Here is a 20077-nt window from a genome sequence, read left to right as displayed (position 1 = left end):
CGAGAAGAAGGGCATATCCATGACCACGACACTGACGCGACGCGACGCGGCCGCAGCCGCCGCATTCCTAGGCGCCGCGCTCCTCCTCACCGCCTGTGGCAGCGCGGAGGAGGACGCCGTCGATCAGACCGGTGAGACGCACAGCATCACGGCGGACAACGGCACCATCGAGGTTCCCGTCGACCCGCAGCGGGTGGTCACGATCGGCGGCACCGCTCAGCCGTTCATCGACCTCGGCGGCACACCGGTCGGCGTCACGCCGTACTACCAGCCCGAGGCGCTGCCCGAGGACCAGCAGGCGAAGTTCAACGCGGCGACAGACATCGGAACCGAAGAGATCGACATCGAGAAGGTCGCCAGTCTGAACCCGGATCTCATCCTGTACCAGGGCGATGACTCCGGGTTCGAGAAGGTCGAGAAGCAGCTGGGGGCGATCGCCCCCACCGTCTTCTGGGGACTCGACACGGAGTGGAAGACGATGGCCGGGGCGATCGCGGACGCCGGCGCTCTGACGGAGGGGCTGACCGACCAGAGGACGGAGTTCGAGGAGAAGGTCGCGGGCATCAAGGAGAAGTACGCCGACCTCATCGACAGCACGTCGTTCGTCAACGTGGCTCGCTGGGCCAACGCAGATCCCGGCACGTTCTCCATCGCAGACATCGGGTGCGTGGAGGTCGCCAGGGACGACGTCGGCATGGACTTCGTGTCGGCGGCCGCGGGCGAAGACCCTCTGGGATGGACCTCTCTGCCGTTCGAGAAGCTCGCGGAACTGGCCCAGTACGACGTGATCACCTATGACGTCGACGCCGAAGGCAACCCGAAGGAGCCCTTCGAGCCCGTCGTCGAGACCAACACCTGGCGGGCGCTGCCTGCCGTGGAGTCCGGTCGTGCGCTCGGCGTCTTCTGCCCCGGCAACGGCTCCTACGGTCAGGTCAACCGCTATCTGGACTCTCTCGACAGCGCGCTGGCGACGCTCCCGGCCGAGGAGTGACGGCTCTGACCCTGCGACACGACGGTCCGGGCGCCGTGGCGGCGCCCGGACCTCGTCGTCGACTGCTCGGGCTGATCGTCGCGCTGCTGGCGCTGCTGATCCTCCTGATCCTCAGTGTGATGATCGGATCGACGACGATCGCGCCGTCCGTGGTGTGGGACGCCCTGACGCATCCGTCCGCCGACATCGACCAGTTCGCGATCCGCGATTACCGGCTGCCGCGCACGATCGTGGGTCTCGTCGTGGGGGCGGCGCTCGGGCTCTCCGGTGCTCTGATCCAGGCTCTCACGCGCAACCCGTTGGCGGATCCGGGAATCCTCGGGGTGCACGCGGGGGCGTCCTTGGCCGTGACGGTCGGCGTCGGCGTCCTCGGGGTGAGCGACATCAGCGGCTACATGTGGTTCGCCTTCGCCGGTGCGCTGGTCGTGACGATCCTGGTGCTCGGCCTCGGAGCGAGCGGACGAGGCCGATCCCCCGTCGTCCTCGTGCTCGCCGGCGTCTGCATCGGCGCCGTGCTCGGCGGCGTCAGGGAGGCGCTTCAACTGACCGATCCGCAGGCGTTCGACGCGCTGCGGTCCTGGAACGCAGGCTCGATCATTGGTCGCCCTCTGGAACTGGTGTGGCCGATCCTGCCCTTCTTCGCGGTGGCGATCGTCCTTGCGCTCGCCGTGTCGGGCCCGCTCAACGCCATGGCCCTGGGCGACGACCTCGCCGTCGCCCAGGGTGCCCGCGTGGTGCGCACCCGCGTCCTCTCGGTCGCCGCCTTGACGCTGCTCGCCGGGGGCGCCACGGCGATCGCCGGGCCTATCGGCTTCGTCGGGCTCATGATCCCGCACGTCGCGCGCTGGATCGTGGGCCCCGATCAGCGCTGGATCTTCGCCTACAGCCTGCTGCTGGCGCCGAGCCTGCTGCTGGCCTCCGACATCCTCGGCAGGGTCGTGATGCACCCGGGCGAGATCCCGGTCGGGATCGTCACCGCGTTCGTCGGCGCCCCGGTCCTGATCGCGCTCGTCCGCCGCAAGAAGGCGAGCGGTCTGTGAGTGCGGTCGACTTCGGGCGGCGGACGCTCATCGTGCGACGGTCCTGGCTCGGTATGCGGGTGGAGGTGCGGAGCATCGTCGTCTGTTGCGGACTCGCGCTGGCTGCGGCGGGCTTGGCGATGCTCGCGCTGATGACCGGCTCGTACCAGCTGAACCCCGGGCAGGTCGTCTCCGCACTGAGCGGCGGGGAGCCAGGGATCGTCCACGACATCGTGGTCGAGTGGCGACTTCCTCGGGTGGTCGCGGCCCTGGTGTTCGGCGCCGCACTGGGAGTGAGCGGCGCGATCTTCCAGTCGTTGTTGCGCAACCCACTCGCCGACCCGGGCATCATCGGATTCTCCCAGGGATCCTTCACCGGGGCGCTGATCGTGATCCTGGTGATCAACGGCACCTCTTGGCAACTGGTCGGCGGGGCGCTGTTCGGCGGATTGGCCGCGGCTCTCCTGGTGTACGTGCTCGCCTACCGCAAGGGAGTGCAGGGATTCCGGCTGATCGTGGTCGGCATCGGTCTCTCGGCGATGCTGGCCTCTCTGGACACCTGGCTGATCCTCAAGGCCGACCTGGACGTCGCCATGTCGGCTGCCGTCTGGGGCGCCGGGTCGCTCAACGGCGTCTCCTGGGAGCGAGTCGTGGTCGGCGGCGGCAGCATCGCAGTGCTCCTGGTGCTGGCGGGCTCCTTGATCCGGCCGATGCGCCAGATGGAGCTGGGAGATGACGCGGCCGCTTCACAGGGGGTGCGCGTCTCCTCCGCCCGGCTCGGTCTGATCGTGGTCGGAGTCGCCTTGACGGCGACCGTCGCGGCCGCATCCGGGCCGATCGCGTTCATCTCGCTGGTGGCGCCGCAGATCGCCCGTCGACTCGCCCGCACCGCGGGCATCACCCTCGGCCCCGCGGGCTTCGTCGGCGCTCTGCTGTGCCTGGCCGCCGACTACGTCGCCCAGCACATCGCGCCCGCGCCGCTGCCGGTCGGGATCATCACGGTGATCATCGGCGGCGGCTACCTCGGCTACCTGCTGTTCATCGAAGCAAGGAGACGCCTGTGAACACCGATGCCCGTCACGAGGACGATGCAGCTCTGCCGTTCGCGGCCCGTCTCCACGTGGACGCGGCGACGATCGGCTACGACCGACGCGTCATCAGCGAAGGCCTCTCCGTGGCGATCCCGGACGGGTCGTTCACGGTGATCGTCGGCCCGAACGCCTGCGGCAAGTCGACTCTGCTCCGCGGCCTGTCCAGGCTGCTCGCGCCGAGCTCCGGACGGGTGATGCTGGACGGGGCCGACATCCAGTCGTACAAGACCAGGGAAGTGGCGCGCCGGATCGGTCTGCTGCCACAGATCTCGATCGCACCCGACGGGATCACGGTGGCCGATCTGGTCGCCCGGGGCAGGTACCCGCACCAGGGATTCCTCCGGCAGTGGACCGAAGCCGACGAGCAGGCCGTGGCCAGAGCGATGGAGCAGACTGCGGTCACCGATCTGTCCGGACGGCAGGTCGACGAGCTGTCGGGCGGCCAGCGACAGCGGGTGTGGGTGGCGATGGCGCTCGCGCAGCATACGGACATCCTGCTGCTGGACGAGCCCACCACCTTCCTCGACATCACCCACCAGATCGAGCTGATGGAACTGTTCACCGACCTGCACCGGGTCGGCCACACCATCGTCGCGGTGCTCCACGACCTCAACCACGCCGCCCGGTACGGCACCCACCTCGTCGCGATGAAGGACGGCGCCGTGGTCGCCGAAGGCGCGCCGGAGCAGGTCGTCACCGCCGAACTGGTCGAGGAGGTCTTCGGTCTGCGCTGCCTGGTGGTGCCCGATCCGGTGGCCGGCACCCCGCAGGTCGTGCCGTTGGGGCGAGAACGGACGATGATCCGCCCGAACTCGTCGACGGGCGCAGAGACCGGAGGCGCGCCTGCCTCCGCCGGCACAGGCGTGGAAGAGGGCGACGATGACTGATCCCCACGTCGAGAAGCTGGCGAGCGGGGAGTGGAGCGCAGAACGGTTCCGTCGTCACCTGGAGGAGACGGGTGCGCCGCTCGTCGGGCGTGTCTCCGCCGACGAGGTGGAGGTGACCTTCGTCGACGAGGCGATGAGCGCGACGACGACGCGCCTCTCCGCGGTCATCGGACCCGTTATCGGCCGCAACACGATCGACGCCGAGTTCGTGGCCGTGGCGGGGACGCCGTTCCGTGTCCTCACATTGCGGACGCGTTCCGACCTGCGCTTCGGGTACGTCTTCTCGCGGCGGGATCCCGAGGGGCGGGAGGAACAGGTGCCGGACCCGTTCAACCCTCCGCCGCGGTTCTCCGACTATCCGGAGGCGCGGTTCTCCGGATCCTCGGTGGCCGTGATGCCCGACGCGGATCCGCTGCGCTGGCTCGCGCGGGCTGAAGAACGCTCGACCCCCGCGATGGAGTCCGGTGTGCTGGTCAGCGGGATCCTGGGAAACGAACGCCGGATCTGGGTCTCGATGCCACCGGGCGAGGTCCCGCGTGACGCCTCGCTGCCCTTCGTCATCCAGTTGGACGGCGCAGAGGACCACAGCGCGCCGAGCGTTCGTGACGCCCTCGTCGCGGCGGGCGTGATCAGAGCGTGCGCGGTGGTGCTCGTCGATCCGCTCGGGCGGCAGAGGTACACGGAGCTGCTGTGCGATCCGGGGTTCTCCCGGATGCTGGTCGAGGAGCTCCTGCCGTGGCTGCGCGACCGGTATCCGCTCTCCCACGATCCCGCGGATGCGGCGCTGGCGGGGGAGAGCTACGGCGGCCTGTGCGCGGGGTGGACGGCACTTCATCACCCGGATGCGTTCGGCAACGCCATTCTGCAGTCCCCCTCGTGCGGATACCATCCCGCGCAGCGGTGGGGCACCGGGGCGGATGAGCTGTTGCGCCGCAACCCGGTCCCGACGCTGATGGCCGACTGCCTGGCGGCGCCGCAGGCGCCGGTGCGCATCTATCATGATGTCGGCGAGCTGGAGGGATCGCTCTCTCTCAGCCGTTGGCTGGACCAGGTGCTCACCGGCAAGGGCTACGACACCCGTTATCGGGAGTTCGCCGGGGGACACGACTACGCCTGGTGGCGAGGGCTGTTCGCCGACGCCCTGCAGTGGTGCTTCCCGCTCGATGCGGAGCATCCGGAGCGGAGCGGAGCGTGAGGGATCGCGCCGGCTTCCCGGACGGCGACCCGGCCGGCCTGGGCCGAGGACCGTTGACGCGCTGGCTGCCCGTGTTCCTGCACGATCCCGCCGAGCCGCTGGACGCCCGGCCGTTCCCCGCGGAGACGGGACTCGCACCGGGCCGGTTCCTGCTGCGCGTGATGCTCTCGGCCTGGCGGATCTGCGTCCCCGCCACGCTGCTGGCGATCGTGTGGCAGGTGGGGGAGTCAGCGGTCCCGGTCGTGATGGGGCTCGCGATCGACCGCGCGCTCGCGACCGGGGATCCAGGACAGCTGGTGCTGTGGCTCGGAGTCCTGGTCGCGGTCTACCTCGCTCTGACACTCGCGGCGAGATCGTCGAACCGGCTCACGAGCTATGCCGTGCAGCTGTTGCAGCACCGCTTGCGCGGCACGCTCTCGACCGCCGTGCTGCATCCGCTCGGCGGCAGCGCCGACCCGCCCGACGGCAGTGTGGTCTCGGTGATGACCACGGACGTCACGAGAGTATGCAACGCGGTGATCCTGTTGGTGATCCCGGTCTCGAGGATCGCGGCCATCGCCTTCATCGCGGTGTCGCTGCTGGAGACGCACTGGCTGCTCGGTCTCGTGGTGCTTCTCGGGGCACCGGTCGCCGTCTGGCTGATGGGCGTGCTCAGCGAGCGGCTCTCGCACGACACCCGCGTATACCAGAACCTGCTGGCCGCCACCGTCGGCAGGGCCACGGACCTCGTCGCCGGGTACCGGGTGATCAAGGGGGTCCGGGCGGAGTCCGAGGCGACCCGGCGGTACCGGCAGGCGAGCCAGGAGACGCTCATCGGCGCATGGCGCAACGCGGGGCTGCTGGGGAGGTTCCTCGTGGGCTCGGGCGTGGTCAGCGGCGTCTTCGTCGCCGCGGTGATGGGGCTGGCCGGCTGGTTCGCCGTCGATGCGCAGCTGAGCATCGGCGGGCTGATCGCGGCGGTGGGGCTCACCCAAGCACTGCTGCCGCAGATCCAGGGGATCGCGAGCCTGTCGATCCCCAACCTCGCCGGCGCGCTCGCCTCGTCCGCGCGCGTGCTCGACGCGCTGCGAGGAAGAACGGGTTCCGCATATGCACCCGACGAAGCGATCCGGCGCGAGGTGGCCGCACTGCCGGCGCTCGCCGTGGCCGTGCCCGACGGATCCGGGTCCGGCACGGTGATCCTGGTGGAGCACGGCGAGCTCGTCGGAGTGCGTGCCGGCGATCGCACCGCCGCCGGCGTCGTGGAGGCGCTGCTGGACCCGACGGCCGAGGGAGGGGTCCAGGTGCGGCTCGACGGGATCGCGGTGCGGGAGCTCCCCCCAGCGCAGTACCGCTCCCTGGTCACCGTCGCACCGCACCGCACGACACTGTTCAGCGGCACGCTCCGTGACAACATAGCGGCGTCCGCGAGCGCGATCGAGAGGGTGGACGACGCCGTACGGGCCGCTGCGTGCGATGACTTCGCCACGGACCTCGATCTCCCGGTCGGCGAGAACGGCAATCGGCTCTCGGGCGGTCAGCGCCAGCGGATCGCGCTCGCCCGCGCTCTGGCGAGCGACGCGCCGGTGCTCGTGCTGCACGACCCCACCACCTCGGTCGACTCGGTCACCGAGCACGCGATCGCGGCGCGGCTTCGTGAGGTGCGCGCTGGCCGGTCCACGCTGCTCATCACCTCGGCGCCGGCTCTGCTCGGGCGCTGCGACCGGGTCGTCGAACTGCATGACGACGTGCCAGGGCGGACAAGGACGGCGCCATGAGTCGCGTGTCCGAGCCGCCCGGGCTGCCGGTCGCCAGCGGCCGCGAGACGGCTGCCGAGGTGTGGCGGCTGAGCCGCGGCCACCGGCTCCGGCTCGCCGCCACCGGGGCATTGGGGATCGTCAGCACCGGCGTCGATCTGATCGCTCCGGTGGCGATCGGATTCCTCGTCGATCGCGTCCGGGCGGGTACGGCGGATCTCGGCACCGTGCTCGCGGTCACGGCCGCCATGGCGCTCTCGGCTGTTCTCGGCGCCGCGGGAACAGCGCTCACGATCGTGCTCGCCACCCGCGCCTACCACACCATCCTCGCTGCGCTGCGGGAGCGTCTCGTCGGCCGTGCGATGACGCTTCCGCAGCACCTCGTGGAGCGCACCGGGACGGGCGACCTGATCTCCCGGTCCAGCGACGACGTCACCGCCGTCGCCGACGCCGCCCCCGCCGTGATCCCGGTGCTGACCGTGACCGCCTTCACCATCGTCGTGTCGCTGGGCGGACTCGCAGCGCTGGAGTGGCCTTACGCGGCCGCCTTCGTCGTGGTGCTGCCGGTCTACGTGGTGGCCATGCGGTGGTACCTGCGCACGGGGCCGCGCGTCTACCGCGCAGAGCGCACAGCGATGAGCGCACGCGCCCAGCAGATCCTGGAGTCCCAGCGCGGCTACGCGACCGTGCTCGGCTTCGGTCTCGCCCCGCAGCGGCACCGTGCCGTCATGACGGACTCGTGGGGCGTCGCGGTGCAGTCGCTGCGTGCTCGGATCGTGCAGAGCATGCTCAACGGACGCCTCAATCTCGGCGAGTGCCTGAGCCTGGTCGCGGTGCTCGCAGTCGGCTTCGTCCTCGTGGACAGCGGCGCATCGACGGTCGGCGGCGCCACCACCGCCATGCTGCTGGTGCTCCGCCTGCTCGGCCCGGTGAACCAGCTGCTGTTCGTCATCGACACCCTCCAGGCGGCCCTCGCGTCGCTGAACCGCATGGTCGGCGTCGTGACGATCCCGGCCGACGCGGCGGGCGGGCCGGAGCCGGCGGCGGATGCGGGAGCCGCCCTTGTGCTGCGAGACGTCGCGTTCCGGTACGACGGCAGTCGCCTCGTGCTCGACGACATCTCCCTCGACATCCCTCCAGGTCAGCACGTCGCCGTGGTCGGCGCGTCCGGTGCCGGCAAGACCACCCTCGCGGCTGTGGTCGCCGGCATCCGTCAGCCTTCGAAGGGAACCGTCATCCGGCCCGCCCGCACCGCGGTCATCACACAGGAAGTGCACGTGTTCGCCGGGACGCTGCGCGACAACCTCACCCTCCCTGCGCCCGACGTCACCGACGATCGGATACGCGCCGCCCTGGAGGCCACCGCTGCAGCCGGGCTGCTCGACCTGTTGCCGGATGGACTCGACACGACGATCGGCGCCGGCGGGCATCCGCTCACGGATGCCCAGGCGCAGCAGGTCGCGCTCACCCGACTCCTGCTCGCCGATCCGGCATTGGCGATCCTCGACGAGGCGACCGCAGAGGCCGGGTCCGCTGACTCAGGGCTGCTCGATCGCGCGTCCGAAGCCGTCCTGGCTGGTCGTTCCGGCCTGGTGATCGCCCATCGCCTCTCTCAGGCGGCGACCTGCGATCGGATCGTGGTGATGGACGACGGCCGGATAGTCGAGAGCGCCACGCATGATGAGCTGCTCGCCGCCGGCGGTGTCTACGCCAGGCTGTGGTCGGCGTGGCGCGAAGGCCAGGGCGTCGGCGGCGCGACGAGGGCGGAATGATCCGGGCGAACCGCTCATGGTCGCGCCCCGATCGCAGACGGGGAGCCCGAGCCTGTCGTTTCGGTCTCTGCCTCGCTGCGCGGGCGTCCGGCCGGCCGCACTCGATTCCGCAGCCGGCGACGTCGCGCACGACGGGCCGCTCCCGGTCAGTCGCGCGTTCCGCCGAGAAGCGTCTCGCCGATGAAGCCGTCCTCGGCGCACCCCGACGGGACGGCGAACACCGCAGAGCCGATCGGAGTGGTCCACTCGTTGAGCAGGTCGAGCTCGTCCAGCCGTCTCTGCATCGGGACGAACTGGCGTTCGACATCGGCCTGGAACGAGACGAACAGCAGGCCCGATTCCGACACGGAGGCGCCGCCGGGCCGTTCGTCGTAGTTGTACGCGCGGCGGAAGATCTTCTCGGAGCCTCCGCCGCGCGCACGCCGGATGTGGGCGAACTGCGGAATGACAGGGAATCCGATCGGAGTCGTGGCCTCGAAGTCCGGTTCGTCGAACTCCTCGACCCCGGTCAACGGTGCGCCGTTGCCGAGCGTCCGCCCCACGGACGCCTCCCGTCCGCTGCGGTCGAGGCGATCCCACTTGTCCAGGTCCATCCGGATCCTCCGCACGACCATCCCCGTGCCGCCGGAGAGCCGTCCGTCGGACGACCACACGACGTCGTCGAACTCGCGCGTCCCCGGCTGCGGGCTGGCGGTGCCGTCGACCTGCCCGAACAGGTTCCGCATGGTCGTGCCCGGCCGTTCGGTGCCGTAGGCGCGGCGGAAGCCCTGCTGGCTCCAGCGGAGGACGGCGAACGAGCGGGAGTCCTTCAGCAGCATCCGTGCGGTGTGCGCGACGGTCAGCGGATCGTCGCTGGCGATCTGGATCAGCAGGTCGCCGTCCGAGAACTCCGGCTGCAGCCTGTCGACACCGAAGGGAGGCAGCGGGACCAGCCAGCTCGGCGCGTCCGCGGAGGCACGCGCGACGAGACCGGGACCGAATCCGAAGGTCACCGTGAGCCGGGCGGGCGATGCGGCCAGCTCCGGCTCCGAATCGGCGAGGGCCGGCCGTCCCTGCGTGAGCCGGGCGGCATCGTCGGTGAGGATGCGCAGGAGACGGATGACGTCGTCGCGGTCGGTGCTCTCGAGGAGATCGAGGGCGAGGAAGGTCGCATGCGCCTGTGCGGGCGTGTCGATGCCGGCCTGATGCGCGCCGAAGAACGGGACGGTGTCCGCGCCGTTCATCGGTGTGGACGCCGGCTGCGTCTCCGCGGGCCGGCCGGTGAGGGCGAGGTCGATGCCGATCGCCGCGGCCGCGCCGACGCCGGCGACGGCTCCTCCGAGGAGGAACTGCCGCCGGGTCGACCCGGCGCGATCGGCGCCTGCGCCCTGTGCGGGCGCCGGCATCAGTGCTCCATGCCCTCGTGCTCGCCGCCGCCCTCGTAGTTCTCGTCCGCGCCCGTGAAGTCCTTGACCGGGGCGGTGAACGCGTAGGTGGAGTCGTCCGAGAAGGTGAGGGTGAAGGTCACCTCGTCGCCGGCGGCCAGCGGCGAGGCGAGATCCATCAGCATGATGTGGTCCGCGCCGGGCTCCAGCGTCAGATCGCCGTCGGCCGGGATGACGAAGCCGCCGTCGATCTCGCGCATCACCATCTCGCCGGACTCGTTCTCGACCGTCTCGTGCAGCTCGATCATGCTCGACGCGTCCGTCTCCGCGGAGACGATGGTGACATCGGCGCTCCCGCTGTTCACGAGGGTGCCGAAGGCGGCGGACATCCCCTCGTCGGCCGCCTTGACCCAGGCGTCCTCGATCGAGACGACGTCGCCGGCCTGCGCGGCGGACGTGTCGGTCGGAGCGCTTTCGGCCGCGCAACCCGTCAGGGCGAGCGAGGATGCCGCAGCGAGGGCGGCGAAGAGGCGAAGTCGTCGGATGGAGGTGTTCATGTCGTTGCCTTTCACAGTTCTGATCCCGCACTCTCGCCGGCATCCGGCTGTGCGGGCGCCGTCCGAGGACGGCGGAGGAATCGGTAGAGGGCGAAGAAGACGGCGGCGATCGCCGCGCCTCCCGCGCCGACGAGCACGATGCGCATCGCACTGCTCGTCTCTGAGACGGTCTGATCCTGAGCGTCCGCCGCCCCGTCCGAGGGGAGGGCCTGCTCGGCGGTCGTGGTCTCGAAGGGCTCGGCGTCTCCGATCGTGAAGGGGATGACCCCCGAGATCGGGTGACCGTCCTCCGACACCACCTGCCATCGCACCTGATAGCCGGCATCCGGCATGCCTTCGTCGAGATCGACGGTCACGGAGTTCCCGATCACCTCGGGATCACCGGTCGCCCAATCCCTCCCGCTTCCGTCGATGACGAGGACGACGGCCCCCGTCATCGACTCGCCGAGAGTCAGGAGGTCGCCGGAGAACTCCATCGTGACCTCCTCGGGTGCGGAGTCCAGCCGCGCCTCGGCGGCGGGGTCGCTGAAGGTGAGTTCGTCGTGGGCGGATGCCGGGGCGGCCGTCGCGAGCGTCGCGACCGTCGCCACCGCCAGTCCCGCCCCGATCCTGCGGACAGGGGACATGGAATCGATGGACCTCTCGTCGGGCGTCCCGAAGGGCGCCGCCGTGCATTCGGCGCGCGCCGCGGCGCACGTGGGAAGCCGACCTGCGGCACGAGTGCCGACGGGCGGGGATCAGACGGTGAGGAGGAGAGGCGGGCCGCGTCTGCGGAGCGAGCTCAGCAGACGCTCGCACAGCGCCCGATCGGCATCCGTGAAGCCGGCGAACCGGATCGCCGGACGAGGGCGGAGGACGATGAGGGCGGCGCCGAGACGCTGCCGCGCCCACCGCACCGCCTGCATGGCGAGATCCCGCAGTGCGAGGAGCAGACGTTCGCCGCGGTGCAGGGCGACGATCGTCGACAGCGCGGCGATCACGTGACCGAACCACATCGTCCCATCGGCCAGCAGAGCGGATGCGGTCGCCGAGGCCACCGGCAGGGCTGCGACCGTGCCGTGCACGTGTCCGAGCGGCGCAGTCCCGGAGGGTGCGATCGTGCCGAGCACGAAGAGGGCATGGAAGAGGATCTGACTCACGGCCACCGACAGGGCCAGCCGCGTCACGGAGAGCTTGCGACCCGCGAGGAGGACGCAGGCCATGAAGGACAGCAGCCACGGCACGAGGATCCCGGACGGGGCGGGCATCGCGCCGCCCGCCGAGACGTGACCGGCCAGGGCGACGAAGGTCGCCAGAGAAGAACCTGCGAAGCCGCGGATGACGGCCGGTCTTCTCGAGGGGCGCACGAGAACATTGTGGCACGGAGGATATCGGCGCAGCGATCGCCGAGGAGCCCCGGAGCGGCGCGGCCGGGTCGAAGGCCGGCAGCAAGTATCCTGTCATTACCAATGACGGGAGATTCATGGAAGAGGCGTTCATTCGCGAAGAACTGGCGAGAGTCCGTGCGGAGCGCGGGATCAGGCAGGTCGACCGCTTCTCGCATTCGGACGCGATCGCCGTGGGGCAGGAGGCGCTGCGGATCGCGGACGCGCACGGTCTTCCGGTCGTGGTGGACGTGCGCCGAGGAGATCAGATCGTGTTCCATGCAGCACTGGCGGGGACGACCGCGGAGCACGACGACTGGGTGCGCCGCAAGGTGAACACGGCCGTCAGGCACGAGGTGCCCAGCTATGAGCTCCTCCTCCGGCAGCGAGACTCGGGGCGGGCGCCGGACTGGCTCGATCCGAGGGAGTTCGCCGTCGCCGGCGGGTCGGTGCCGGTCGAGGTCGCAGGCAGCGTCGTCGGCGCGGTGACGGTGTCCGGCATCGTCGGGTCTCCCAGCGGAGACCACGATCTGGCGATGTCCGCTCTGCGTGCCGTCGGGGAGCGCGCCGATGGCTGAGGAGATGGCGACGATCGACCGCCGGTCCCCTGTGCCGTTCTACTCGCAGCTCAAGGCGCTGATGCTCGCGGACATCGCCGCGCGCGGACTCGAGCCGGGGGATCGCATCCCCACGGAGCGCGAGCTCTGCGACTCCTACGACGTCTCGCGGACCGTAGTGCGGCAGACCCTGCTGGAGCTCGAGCACGAGGGGGTGATCAGCCGCGAGAAGGGGCGTGGCACGTTCCTGGCCGACCGGAGATCGTCGGCCGGGTTCGGCGGAGCCCTCGTCGGCGCCTTCGAGGACATCCAGAGCGACGAAGGGCATCAGCACTCCCGCGTGATCCGGCGCGGGATCGTGCCTGCCCCGCAGCGCATCGCCGATGATCTGGGGATATCCGAAGGCGTGGAGGTCGTGGAGATAGAGCGCATCCGCGAGGTGGACGGGGTGCCGTGGGCCTTCACGCGCACGCATCTCCCGCTGGATGTGGGGCGGCCCCTCCTGGACGTGCCGCTCGACGACGTCTCGCTGTTCGGCATCCTGGAGCGTCAGTTCGGCGTGCGTTTCGCGCGCGCCCGCCGCTCCGTCGTCGCCGAGCAGGCCTCGCAGGCCGTGGCCGAGGCGCTCGACGTCGAGGCGGGGGCGCCGCTCCTGGTCATGCGCAGCACCTCCTTCGACGATTCCGATCGGGCGATCGAGCGGTTCGCCGGCTTCCACCGGGGTGACTTGAGCCGTCTGGATGTCGAAGTTCATCACGACAGGATTTGACATCCTGTAATTACCAATTGCATCATTGGTCTACCGGCTCCACCCGAGGGGTCGTTTCGAGCAATGGAGCAGAACATGGCAGTGAAGGCGCGGACAGGGGTCCTGATCGGTGTCGCGGGCGTTGCCGTCGCCGCGATCGCGGCGACCGTCATCGTGAACATCGTTCAGAGCAATGCCGGTGAGGACGAGAACGTCGTCACCTGGTGGGTGCCGGACTGGGACTACGACGTGGCGGAGCAGCTCGTCGAGACGTACGAGAACGACCACCCCGGCGTCACCGTCGAGCTGGTGGAGACGACCGGCGACACCGTCGCGAACCGCACCGCGGTTGCGCTCGACTCGGGCAACGTCCCGGACGTGATCACCGAATCGATCTCTCGCGTTCGCACCTACGCCGACAAGGGCCAGCTCGCGGATCTCAGCGATCTGTTCGGTGCGGACATCCCGGAGGACGACTTCGCGCCAGGTCTCGTCGAATCGCTGACGTTCGACGGCAAGACCTATGCGATGCCCTACCGCTGGGCGACGAACGCGCTCATCTACAACCCGGAGCTCTTCGAGGCCGCGGGGATCGACGCCCCGCCGGCGACGTGGGACGAGTTCGTGGCGGATGCCAAGACCCTCACCTCCGGTGACGTGGTCGGCACCGCTTGGCCGATGCAGGGCGATCCGAGCGATCTCACCCTCCGCTTCCTCGAGTTCGCGGCCTCCGACGGCGCCACGATCGAGGACGGCGCTCCGCAGCTCGACGAGGCGTCCACGCAGGCGGCGGTCGAGATGATCGGCGGCTCGATCGCGGACGGGTGGGCGAGCTCCAGCTCGTTCGAGCTCGACAACACCGCCATCCGCGAGCTGTTCCTGCAGGGCAGGGTGGCGATGTACCCCGGCGGAGTCTTCGACGTGGCGGAGGCTCAGGCGCAGGGCTCGCCGATCGCCACCGCGGTGCTCCCCGGCCCCGAAGGTCCAGGAACCGCGCTGGGCGTGGGCTGGGCGCATCTGGTGCCGGCTGAGAGCGAGCATCTCGACGCGGCGAAGGACTTCGTCGCCTTCCTCGCGGAGCCCGAGAGCATGGCCGCGCTCACGCTGACCTTCCCGGCGCGCATCAGCGCCTCGGAGGATGAGAAGTTCCAGACGCCGGAGCGCGTGGCCTATGCGGACCAGCTCGCAGAGCACTCGGTGCCGGCGCCGAACGACCCACGGTGGACCGGTTCCGTGCAGGCGGTGCACGACCAGATCCAGGAGGTCGCCCTCGGTCGCAAGACCGCCGAGCAGGCCGCAGCGGACATCCAGCAGATCGTCGATCAGGCATTCGCCGAGTAGACGACCCACCATAAGAAACGCCACACAGTAAGCAGAGAAGATGTCGACGCAGAGCATCACCGCAGGGACGACCGGCACGCGCCGCCGGTCCGGTCGTCCCGTGGCCCTCATGCTCCCCGCGCTCGTGCTGACCGTCGTCCTGATGGTGGTGCCGATCGGCACCACCATCGTGCGGGTCATCGCGGACGGGGGAGAGGGGCTCATCCGCCTGTTCGCCGCGCCCAACATCGGGCCGGTGATGTGGAACACCCTGGTCTGGACGGTCGGCTCCGTGGTCGGCGGCGTCGTCATCGGCTACCTCGGCGCCCTCGTCCTGCAGTCGAAGCACCTGCGTCTCGTCGGGCTCTGGCGGGGACTCGTGATGATCCCGTGGATCATCCCCGGCGTCGTCGCCGCCACGATCTGGCGGTGGACGCTCTCGACGGACTACGGCATCCTCAATCAGACGCTGCTCGACCTCGGGCTCATCGACGGCCCGGTGCGGTGGCTCTCCAACCCCGACATCGTCCTGATCGCTGTGGCTCTCATCCAGATCTGGGTCACCGCGCCGTTCGTGATGCTCATGGTGTCCGCAGCCCTGACGGGCATCCCCGAGGAACGGTACGAGGCCGCACGCCTGGACGGCGCGGGCAGCGTCAGGATCCTGTGGAACATCATCCTGCCTGCGATCCGCACCACCACAGGCATCTGCATCCTCACCCTCGCGATCTGGGCGCTCAACTCGTTCACGATCATCTACGTCACCACCAGCGGCGGACCGGCCGGCGCCTCCACCATCCTGCCGATCCTGCTGTACCAGGCGTTCCAGAACGGCGATCAGACCCTCGTCTACGCCGTCGCGTTCGTCCAGCTCGTGATCGGTGGGGTCTTCGCCGTCCTGTTCGCGCGGACCATGCGCACCGACATCGAGGAGCAGTCATGAAGAACCGTTCCCTCGCCCGCTCGCTCTCCGTCGTCGGCGTGTGGCTCGTCCTCGCCGTCATCCTCGTCTGGTCGCTCGCTCCGGTCGTCGTGATGGTCTTCACGTCGTTCAAGCCGCGTGACGAGATCTTCCGCGTCCCCACCCGCCTCCTCCCGGATGCCTGGACCTGGGACAACTTCGTCACCGTCTTCACGGCGTCGAACATGCCGGGAGCCCTGCTCAACTCGATCGTCGTCGGACTGCTCGTCGCGGCGGCCACCCTGATCTTCTGCTTCAGCGCCGGTTACGCGCTTGCGCGCTTCCGGTTCCGTGGCGCGCGACCCATGGCCCTGTTCATCCTGCTCGGGCAGGTCGTTCCGCTCACGGTCGTCCTGCTCCCGCTGTACCAGATCGTGTCGTCGATGCAGCTGCTGGACACCACCATCGGGCTCGCGTTCGCCCATCTCGCCATCACGGTGCCCCTTGTGACGTGGATGATCCGCAACCAGATCGCAGCCATACCCGTCGACCTCGAGGAGGCCGCGCAGATCGACGGCGGGAGCCGGTTCGACGCCGTCACCTACATCACCCTGCCGATCTGCGCGCCCGGCCTGGTCGCCGGCGGCATGTTCGCCTTCCTGCAGTCGTGGCACGAGTTCCTCTTCGCCTCCGTCATGACCAGCTCGACCGCGGCGCGCACGGCGCCCGTGGCGCTCACCGAGTTCGCCAACGAGTTCTCGGTCGACTGGGGCGCCACCATGGCCGCGTCGGTGGTGCTCACCGTGCCGCTGGTCATCGCGTTCATCGCCCTGCAGCGCTACTTCGTCGGCGGCCTCACCGGAGGGGCGGTCAAGGGGTGAGGATCATCGACATCCGCTGCGCCCGGATCGGTCGCAGCCCCATCATCCGCGTGCTCACCGATGAGGGCATCGACGGGTTCTCCGAGATCGAGTTCTCCAAGCCGCGTGCGGTGGCCGGCTCGCTCGACCTCTACCGCCCGCTGCTCATCGGGCAGGATCCCACCGAGGTCGAGCGCTGCATGATCCGCATCCGCAGGCTCGGGGGCTCCAAGCCCTGGGGAGCGGTGGTCAGCGCCATCGAGATCGCATTGTGGGACATCGCCGGACGAGCGCTCGGCGTGCCCGTGCACCGCCTGCTCGGCGGCAAGGTGCGCGACCGCGTCCGGGTCTACAACGGCGGCATCCGCACGACGCTCGGCAACCACGCTCCCGAGGACTACGCGGCGTCGATGCAGTTCATGGTCGACTCCCCGGAGCAGTTCTCCATCTTCAAGGAGGGCGTCGGCCTGCACGGCTTCATGGCGCCGAACACTCCCGACTTCCTCTACGGAGAACTGCGTGAGGGGCCCCTGCACCCGAACCGCGGGCCTCTCACGCCCCGCGGCATCGGGCACATCGTCGACTGCGTCGCCGCGATGAAGGACGTGATCGGACCGCATCGACGGCTGGCGCTCGACATGGGCCCCGGTTTCACCGTCCCCGATGCGATCACCCTGCTGCGCGCGCTCGAGCCGTTCGACATCGCGTGGGCGGAGGACCTTCTCACCGGCGACTTCGTGCCGTGGAATGACGTCGCCGGCTACCGCGAGGTGACGACGTCGACGACGGTTCCGACGCATACGGGCGAGCAGCTGTACCTGCGGCAGAACTTCCGCGAGCTCATCGAACAGCGCGCCGTCCGCGTCATCGGACCGGATCCAGGGGATGTGGGAGGCCTCGCCGAGTTCAAGTGGATCGCGGAGTACGCCGATCTGCACGGCGTCGGCGTCGCCCCGCACGGGGTGAGCAGCGGACTGCTCGGGCTGGCGGCGCTGATCCAGCTGTCCGCGACGCTGCCCGACAATCTCATCGCCTTCGAATACCCCGTCTCGGCCGACGCCTGGTGGTACGACATCCTCGACGGATTCGACAGCCCCATCGTGGTGGACGGGCATGTTCGCGTCGGAGACCGTCCCGGCCTCGGGGTCGATTTCGATCGGGAAGCTGCAGCCGCGCATCTCGAACCAGGCGCCGAGGACTTCTTCGACTGGAACATCAGGGAGCACTGACATGGAATGGAACCTGCGGCCGCTCGGCGGCACAGGACTGCGGATCACCCCGCTCACGGTGGGAGGCGCCCCGCTCGGATCGATGCCGAAGAACTTCGGTTACGACGTCGCCGAGGAGCAGGGGATCGCCACCGCGGTCGCAGCGCTGACGGGGCCGATCCGCTCCATCGACACCTCCTGCGCGTACAGCGACGGGGAGTCCGAACGCCGGATCGGCAAGGCCATCGCCCAGGTCGGCGGCGTGCCGGACGACTTCGTCCTCGCCACCAAGGTGACTCGCGACCTGTCCACCGGGGACTTCTCCGGTGCGCAGATGCGCCGGGCCATCGAGGGCAGCCTCGAACGTCTCGGCGTCGACAGGGTGCCCCTGCTGTACCTCCACGACCCGGAGAACACGACGTTCGCCGAGGCGACCGCGCCGGGCGGTCCCGTCGAGGTCGTGCGGGCGTTGAAGGACGAAGGCGTCGCGGGCGCGATCGGCGTCGCCGGGGGCGACACGACGACCATCACGGAATACGTGGAGACGGGCTTCTTCGACGTCCTCCTCACGCACAACCGGTGGACGCTGGTGAACCGTCGCGCCGGCCGGATGATCGACGCGGCGGCCGAGCGCGGCATGGGCGTCGTCAACGCGGCCGTCCTCGGCGGCGGCATCCTCGCCACGGGCGCAGGGTCGTCCACGCGCTACGGCTATCGCGAGGCGCCGGAGGAGCTGCTCGCGGCGATCCGGCGCATCGAGGAGCTGTGCGCCGAGGCGCACGTGCCGCTCGCCGCCGCGGCGCTGCAGTTCTCCACGCGCGATCCGCGCATCGCCACGACGATCGTGGGCGTATCGAGACCGGAGCGCATCGAGGAGAGCGTCGCCGCCGTCACGCTGACCATCCCGGACGCGCTGTTCGACGAGGTGGACCGCGTCGTCGCGGGGCTCCCCGCGGACCTCGCCGGACCCCGCTGAGAGGAGCGCGATGAGCATCCGCACCGCCATCATCGGCTACGGCACGGGCGGCAGCGTCTTCCACGCTCCGCTGGTCGAAGCGGAGCCGCGGCTCGAGGTCGCGGCGATCGTGACCGGGAATCCCCGGCGCGCGGCCGCCGCCCGTGAGCGGCACCCGGGCGCGACGATCCTCCCCGACACAGGGTCCCTCTTCGCCGCAGGCGGGTTCGACCTGATCGTCGTCACCAGCCCCAACGAGACGCATGCGCCGCTCGCGCATCGCGCGATCGGGACCGGCATCCCGGTCGTCCTGGACAAGCCGATCGCGACATCCGTGCGCGAGGCCGCCGCGGTCGTGAGCGCTGCGGAGCGTGCGGGAGTCCCGCTGACGGTGTTCCAGAACCGGCGCTGGGACGGCGACTTCCTCACCCTTCGCACGCACATCGACGCCGGCGCGCTCGGGGAGATCCACCAGTTCGACTCGGCGTTCGAATGGTGGGCGCCCGAGCTGGGCGCGCGCTGGAAGGACACCGCGACCCCCGCCGAGGGCGGCGGCATCCTGTTCGATCTCGGTCCGCACCTGATCGACCAGGCGATGATCCTCTTCGGAGACGTCGTCGGCGTCCACGCCGAGCTCGATCGTCGCCGAGGGGGAGCCGCGGACGACGACGCGTTCGTCTCCCTGACGCATCTCTCCGGCGTGCGGTCGCGGCTGTGGATGAGCGCCGTGTCGCCCTCGAACCGTCCGCGATTCCGGGCGTCCGGCTCGCACGCCGTCCTCGAGTCGCACGGCCTCGACCCGCAGGAGCCCCAGTCGATCGCCGGCATGCGGCCCACCGACCCCGGCTTCGGCAGCGGCGGTCAGACGGCTACGGTCGCGACGCCCGACGGCAGCGCGTCCATCGACCTGAGGCCGGGACGGCACCTCGCTTTCTACGAGGGCGTGGCGGATGCTCTGACCGCGGGCGCCGACATGCCCGTGGACCCTCGTGACAGCATCCGAGGGCTCGAGATCATCGAACTCGCGCTCCGCTCCGGCAGCTGAGCGCCGCCCGCCTCGCGGGCGCCCTCTGGTGCCCGATGCGCCGATCCGGGCGGGCAGGAGGGTGCCGCTCCGCGGCCGGCCCGCTCAGGAGCCGTTTCCCCGGAGCTGGGCGAGCAGCTCGAGCTCGCGGTCCGAGCCGGTGTACTCGGCGATGCGGCCGCCGGAGACGCGGTACATCCCGAACTCCGCGACGTTGGCGTGCCTTCGGGTCGTGGTCGCGCCGCGGTACGTCCCGAGATGGGTGCCGCTGCCGCGCAGGTGCGCGGCGATGCGATCGTCCTCGATGATGAGCTGGATCCGCCGCCATCGCCAGTCGGGGAAGGCATGGAACAGCTCCGCCATGTCCTCGATCCAGGCATCGGCGCCGCCGGGAAGATGGGCCCTTCGCACCGCCGGATCGACGAGTGCGCGGATCGCCGTCAGGTCATGACGGTTGACGGCGTCGAGGTATTCGCCGTACCACTCACGCAACTCCCACGACTGCATCTCCTCATTCTCGGGCATAGA

20 protein-coding genes are annotated in these 20077 nt (G+C 70.0%); 15 read left to right on the top strand and 5 right to left on the bottom strand.

Going from position 1 to position 20077, the window contains the following annotated elements; all coding sequences use genetic code 11:
• Nucleotides 1-19 precede the first annotated feature (19 nt).
• From ACYVGQ_RS17035 to ACYVGQ_RS17005, 7 genes are read left to right on the top strand one after another with little or no spacing between them, the layout of a single operon-like run.
• A complete protein-coding gene (locus ACYVGQ_RS17035) occupies nucleotides 20-991 on the top strand; it encodes an ABC transporter substrate-binding protein (protein ID WP_460785872.1) in 972 nt (323 codons plus the stop codon).
• Nucleotides 988-2031, top strand: coding sequence for a FecCD family ABC transporter permease (locus ACYVGQ_RS17030; RefSeq protein WP_460785871.1), 1044 nt, complete (start codon nucleotides 988-990; stop codon nucleotides 2029-2031). Before ACYVGQ_RS17035 ends, ACYVGQ_RS17030 begins: the two co-directional genes overlap by 4 nt.
• Complete coding sequence (locus ACYVGQ_RS17025) at nucleotides 2028-3074, top strand: FecCD family ABC transporter permease (protein ID WP_460785870.1); 1047 nt, start codon at nucleotides 2028-2030, stop codon at nucleotides 3072-3074. Before ACYVGQ_RS17030 ends, ACYVGQ_RS17025 begins: the two co-directional genes overlap by 4 nt.
• The gene (locus ACYVGQ_RS17020; protein WP_460785869.1) at nucleotides 3071-3988 is read left to right on the top strand and encodes an ABC transporter ATP-binding protein; all 918 of its coding nucleotides are present in this window, start codon (nucleotides 3071-3073) and stop codon (nucleotides 3986-3988) included. The genes ACYVGQ_RS17025 and ACYVGQ_RS17020 overlap by 4 nt, the downstream gene beginning before the upstream one ends.
• Nucleotides 3981-5183, top strand: coding sequence for an alpha/beta hydrolase (locus ACYVGQ_RS17015; RefSeq protein WP_460785868.1), 1203 nt, complete (start codon nucleotides 3981-3983; stop codon nucleotides 5181-5183). The genes ACYVGQ_RS17020 and ACYVGQ_RS17015 overlap by 8 nt, the downstream gene beginning before the upstream one ends.
• A complete protein-coding gene (locus tag ACYVGQ_RS17010; RefSeq protein ID WP_460785867.1) occupies nucleotides 5180-6940 on the top strand; it encodes an ABC transporter ATP-binding protein in 1761 nt (586 codons plus the stop codon). The genes ACYVGQ_RS17015 and ACYVGQ_RS17010 overlap by 4 nt, the downstream gene beginning before the upstream one ends.
• The gene (locus ACYVGQ_RS17005; RefSeq protein WP_460785866.1) at nucleotides 6937-8691 is read left to right on the top strand and encodes an ABC transporter ATP-binding protein; all 1755 of its coding nucleotides are present in this window, start codon (nucleotides 6937-6939) and stop codon (nucleotides 8689-8691) included. Before ACYVGQ_RS17010 ends, ACYVGQ_RS17005 begins: the two co-directional genes overlap by 4 nt.
• Nucleotides 8692-8837: 146 nt before the next feature.
• Here ACYVGQ_RS17005 and ACYVGQ_RS17000 read toward each other — a convergent pair whose 3' ends face one another.
• The 4 genes from ACYVGQ_RS17000 to ACYVGQ_RS16985 form a co-directional block, all read right to left on the bottom strand.
• Nucleotides 8838-10076 (bottom strand): Dyp-type peroxidase, encoded by a 1239-nt coding sequence (locus tag ACYVGQ_RS17000; RefSeq protein ID WP_460785865.1) that lies wholly within the window; start codon nucleotides 10074-10076, stop codon nucleotides 8838-8840.
• A complete protein-coding gene (locus tag ACYVGQ_RS16995; RefSeq protein WP_460785864.1) occupies nucleotides 10076-10612 on the bottom strand; it encodes a copper chaperone PCu(A)C in 537 nt (178 codons plus the stop codon). Before ACYVGQ_RS16995 ends, ACYVGQ_RS17000 begins: the two co-directional genes overlap by 1 nt.
• Before the next feature lie 11 nt (nucleotides 10613-10623).
• Nucleotides 10624-11238 (bottom strand): copper resistance CopC family protein, encoded by a 615-nt coding sequence (locus ACYVGQ_RS16990; RefSeq protein WP_460785863.1) that lies wholly within the window; start codon nucleotides 11236-11238, stop codon nucleotides 10624-10626.
• Between the two features lie 111 nt (nucleotides 11239-11349).
• Nucleotides 11350-11958 carry a hypothetical protein gene (locus tag ACYVGQ_RS16985; RefSeq protein WP_460785862.1) on the bottom strand — a complete coding sequence of 203 codons (609 nt, stop codon included), beginning with the start codon at nucleotides 11956-11958 and terminating at the stop codon, nucleotides 11350-11352.
• A 116-nt stretch (nucleotides 11959-12074) separates the two neighbouring features.
• Here ACYVGQ_RS16985 and ACYVGQ_RS16980 point away from each other — a divergent pair, with 116 nt between their 5' ends.
• The 8 genes from ACYVGQ_RS16980 (at nucleotide 12075) to ACYVGQ_RS16945 (ending at nucleotide 19570) form a co-directional block, all read left to right on the top strand.
• Nucleotides 12075-12554, top strand: a complete 480-nt coding sequence (locus ACYVGQ_RS16980) for a heme-binding protein (protein ID WP_460785861.1) — start codon at nucleotides 12075-12077, stop codon at nucleotides 12552-12554.
• A complete protein-coding gene (locus tag ACYVGQ_RS16975) occupies nucleotides 12547-13302 on the top strand; it encodes a GntR family transcriptional regulator (protein ID WP_460785860.1) in 756 nt (251 codons plus the stop codon). The genes ACYVGQ_RS16980 and ACYVGQ_RS16975 overlap by 8 nt, the downstream gene beginning before the upstream one ends.
• A gap of 75 nt (nucleotides 13303-13377) precedes the next feature.
• A complete protein-coding gene (locus ACYVGQ_RS16970; RefSeq protein ID WP_460785859.1) occupies nucleotides 13378-14622 on the top strand; it encodes an ABC transporter substrate-binding protein in 1245 nt (414 codons plus the stop codon).
• Between the two features lie 40 nt (nucleotides 14623-14662).
• Nucleotides 14663-15544 carry a carbohydrate ABC transporter permease gene (locus ACYVGQ_RS16965; protein WP_460785858.1) on the top strand — a complete coding sequence of 294 codons (882 nt, stop codon included), beginning with the start codon at nucleotides 14663-14665 and terminating at the stop codon, nucleotides 15542-15544.
• On the top strand, nucleotides 15541-16383 hold the full coding sequence (locus ACYVGQ_RS16960; protein WP_460785857.1) for a carbohydrate ABC transporter permease: 843 nt from the start codon (nucleotides 15541-15543) through the stop codon (nucleotides 16381-16383). The genes ACYVGQ_RS16965 and ACYVGQ_RS16960 overlap by 4 nt, the downstream gene beginning before the upstream one ends.
• A complete protein-coding gene (locus ACYVGQ_RS16955; RefSeq protein WP_460785856.1) occupies nucleotides 16380-17591 on the top strand; it encodes a mandelate racemase/muconate lactonizing enzyme family protein in 1212 nt (403 codons plus the stop codon). Before ACYVGQ_RS16960 ends, ACYVGQ_RS16955 begins: the two co-directional genes overlap by 4 nt.
• A gap of 1 nt (nucleotide 17592) precedes the next feature.
• On the top strand, nucleotides 17593-18546 hold the full coding sequence (locus tag ACYVGQ_RS16950) for an aldo/keto reductase (protein WP_460785855.1): 954 nt from the start codon (nucleotides 17593-17595) through the stop codon (nucleotides 18544-18546).
• Nucleotides 18547-18556: 10 nt separating this feature from the next.
• Nucleotides 18557-19570 carry a Gfo/Idh/MocA family protein gene (locus tag ACYVGQ_RS16945; RefSeq protein WP_460785854.1) on the top strand — a complete coding sequence of 338 codons (1014 nt, stop codon included), beginning with the start codon at nucleotides 18557-18559 and terminating at the stop codon, nucleotides 19568-19570.
• A gap of 84 nt (nucleotides 19571-19654) precedes the next feature.
• On the opposite strand, the gene ACYVGQ_RS16940 is transcribed toward ACYVGQ_RS16945, so the two are convergent.
• Nucleotides 19655-20056: an ester cyclase gene (locus ACYVGQ_RS16940; RefSeq protein WP_460785853.1), complete on the bottom strand. Its 402-nt coding sequence runs from the start codon at nucleotides 20054-20056 to the stop codon at nucleotides 19655-19657.
• Nucleotides 20057-20077: the final 21 nt, after the last annotated feature.

The organism is Microbacterium tumbae, from assembly GCF_054780175.1.
This window is presented reverse-complemented; position numbering and strand designations above follow the sequence as displayed.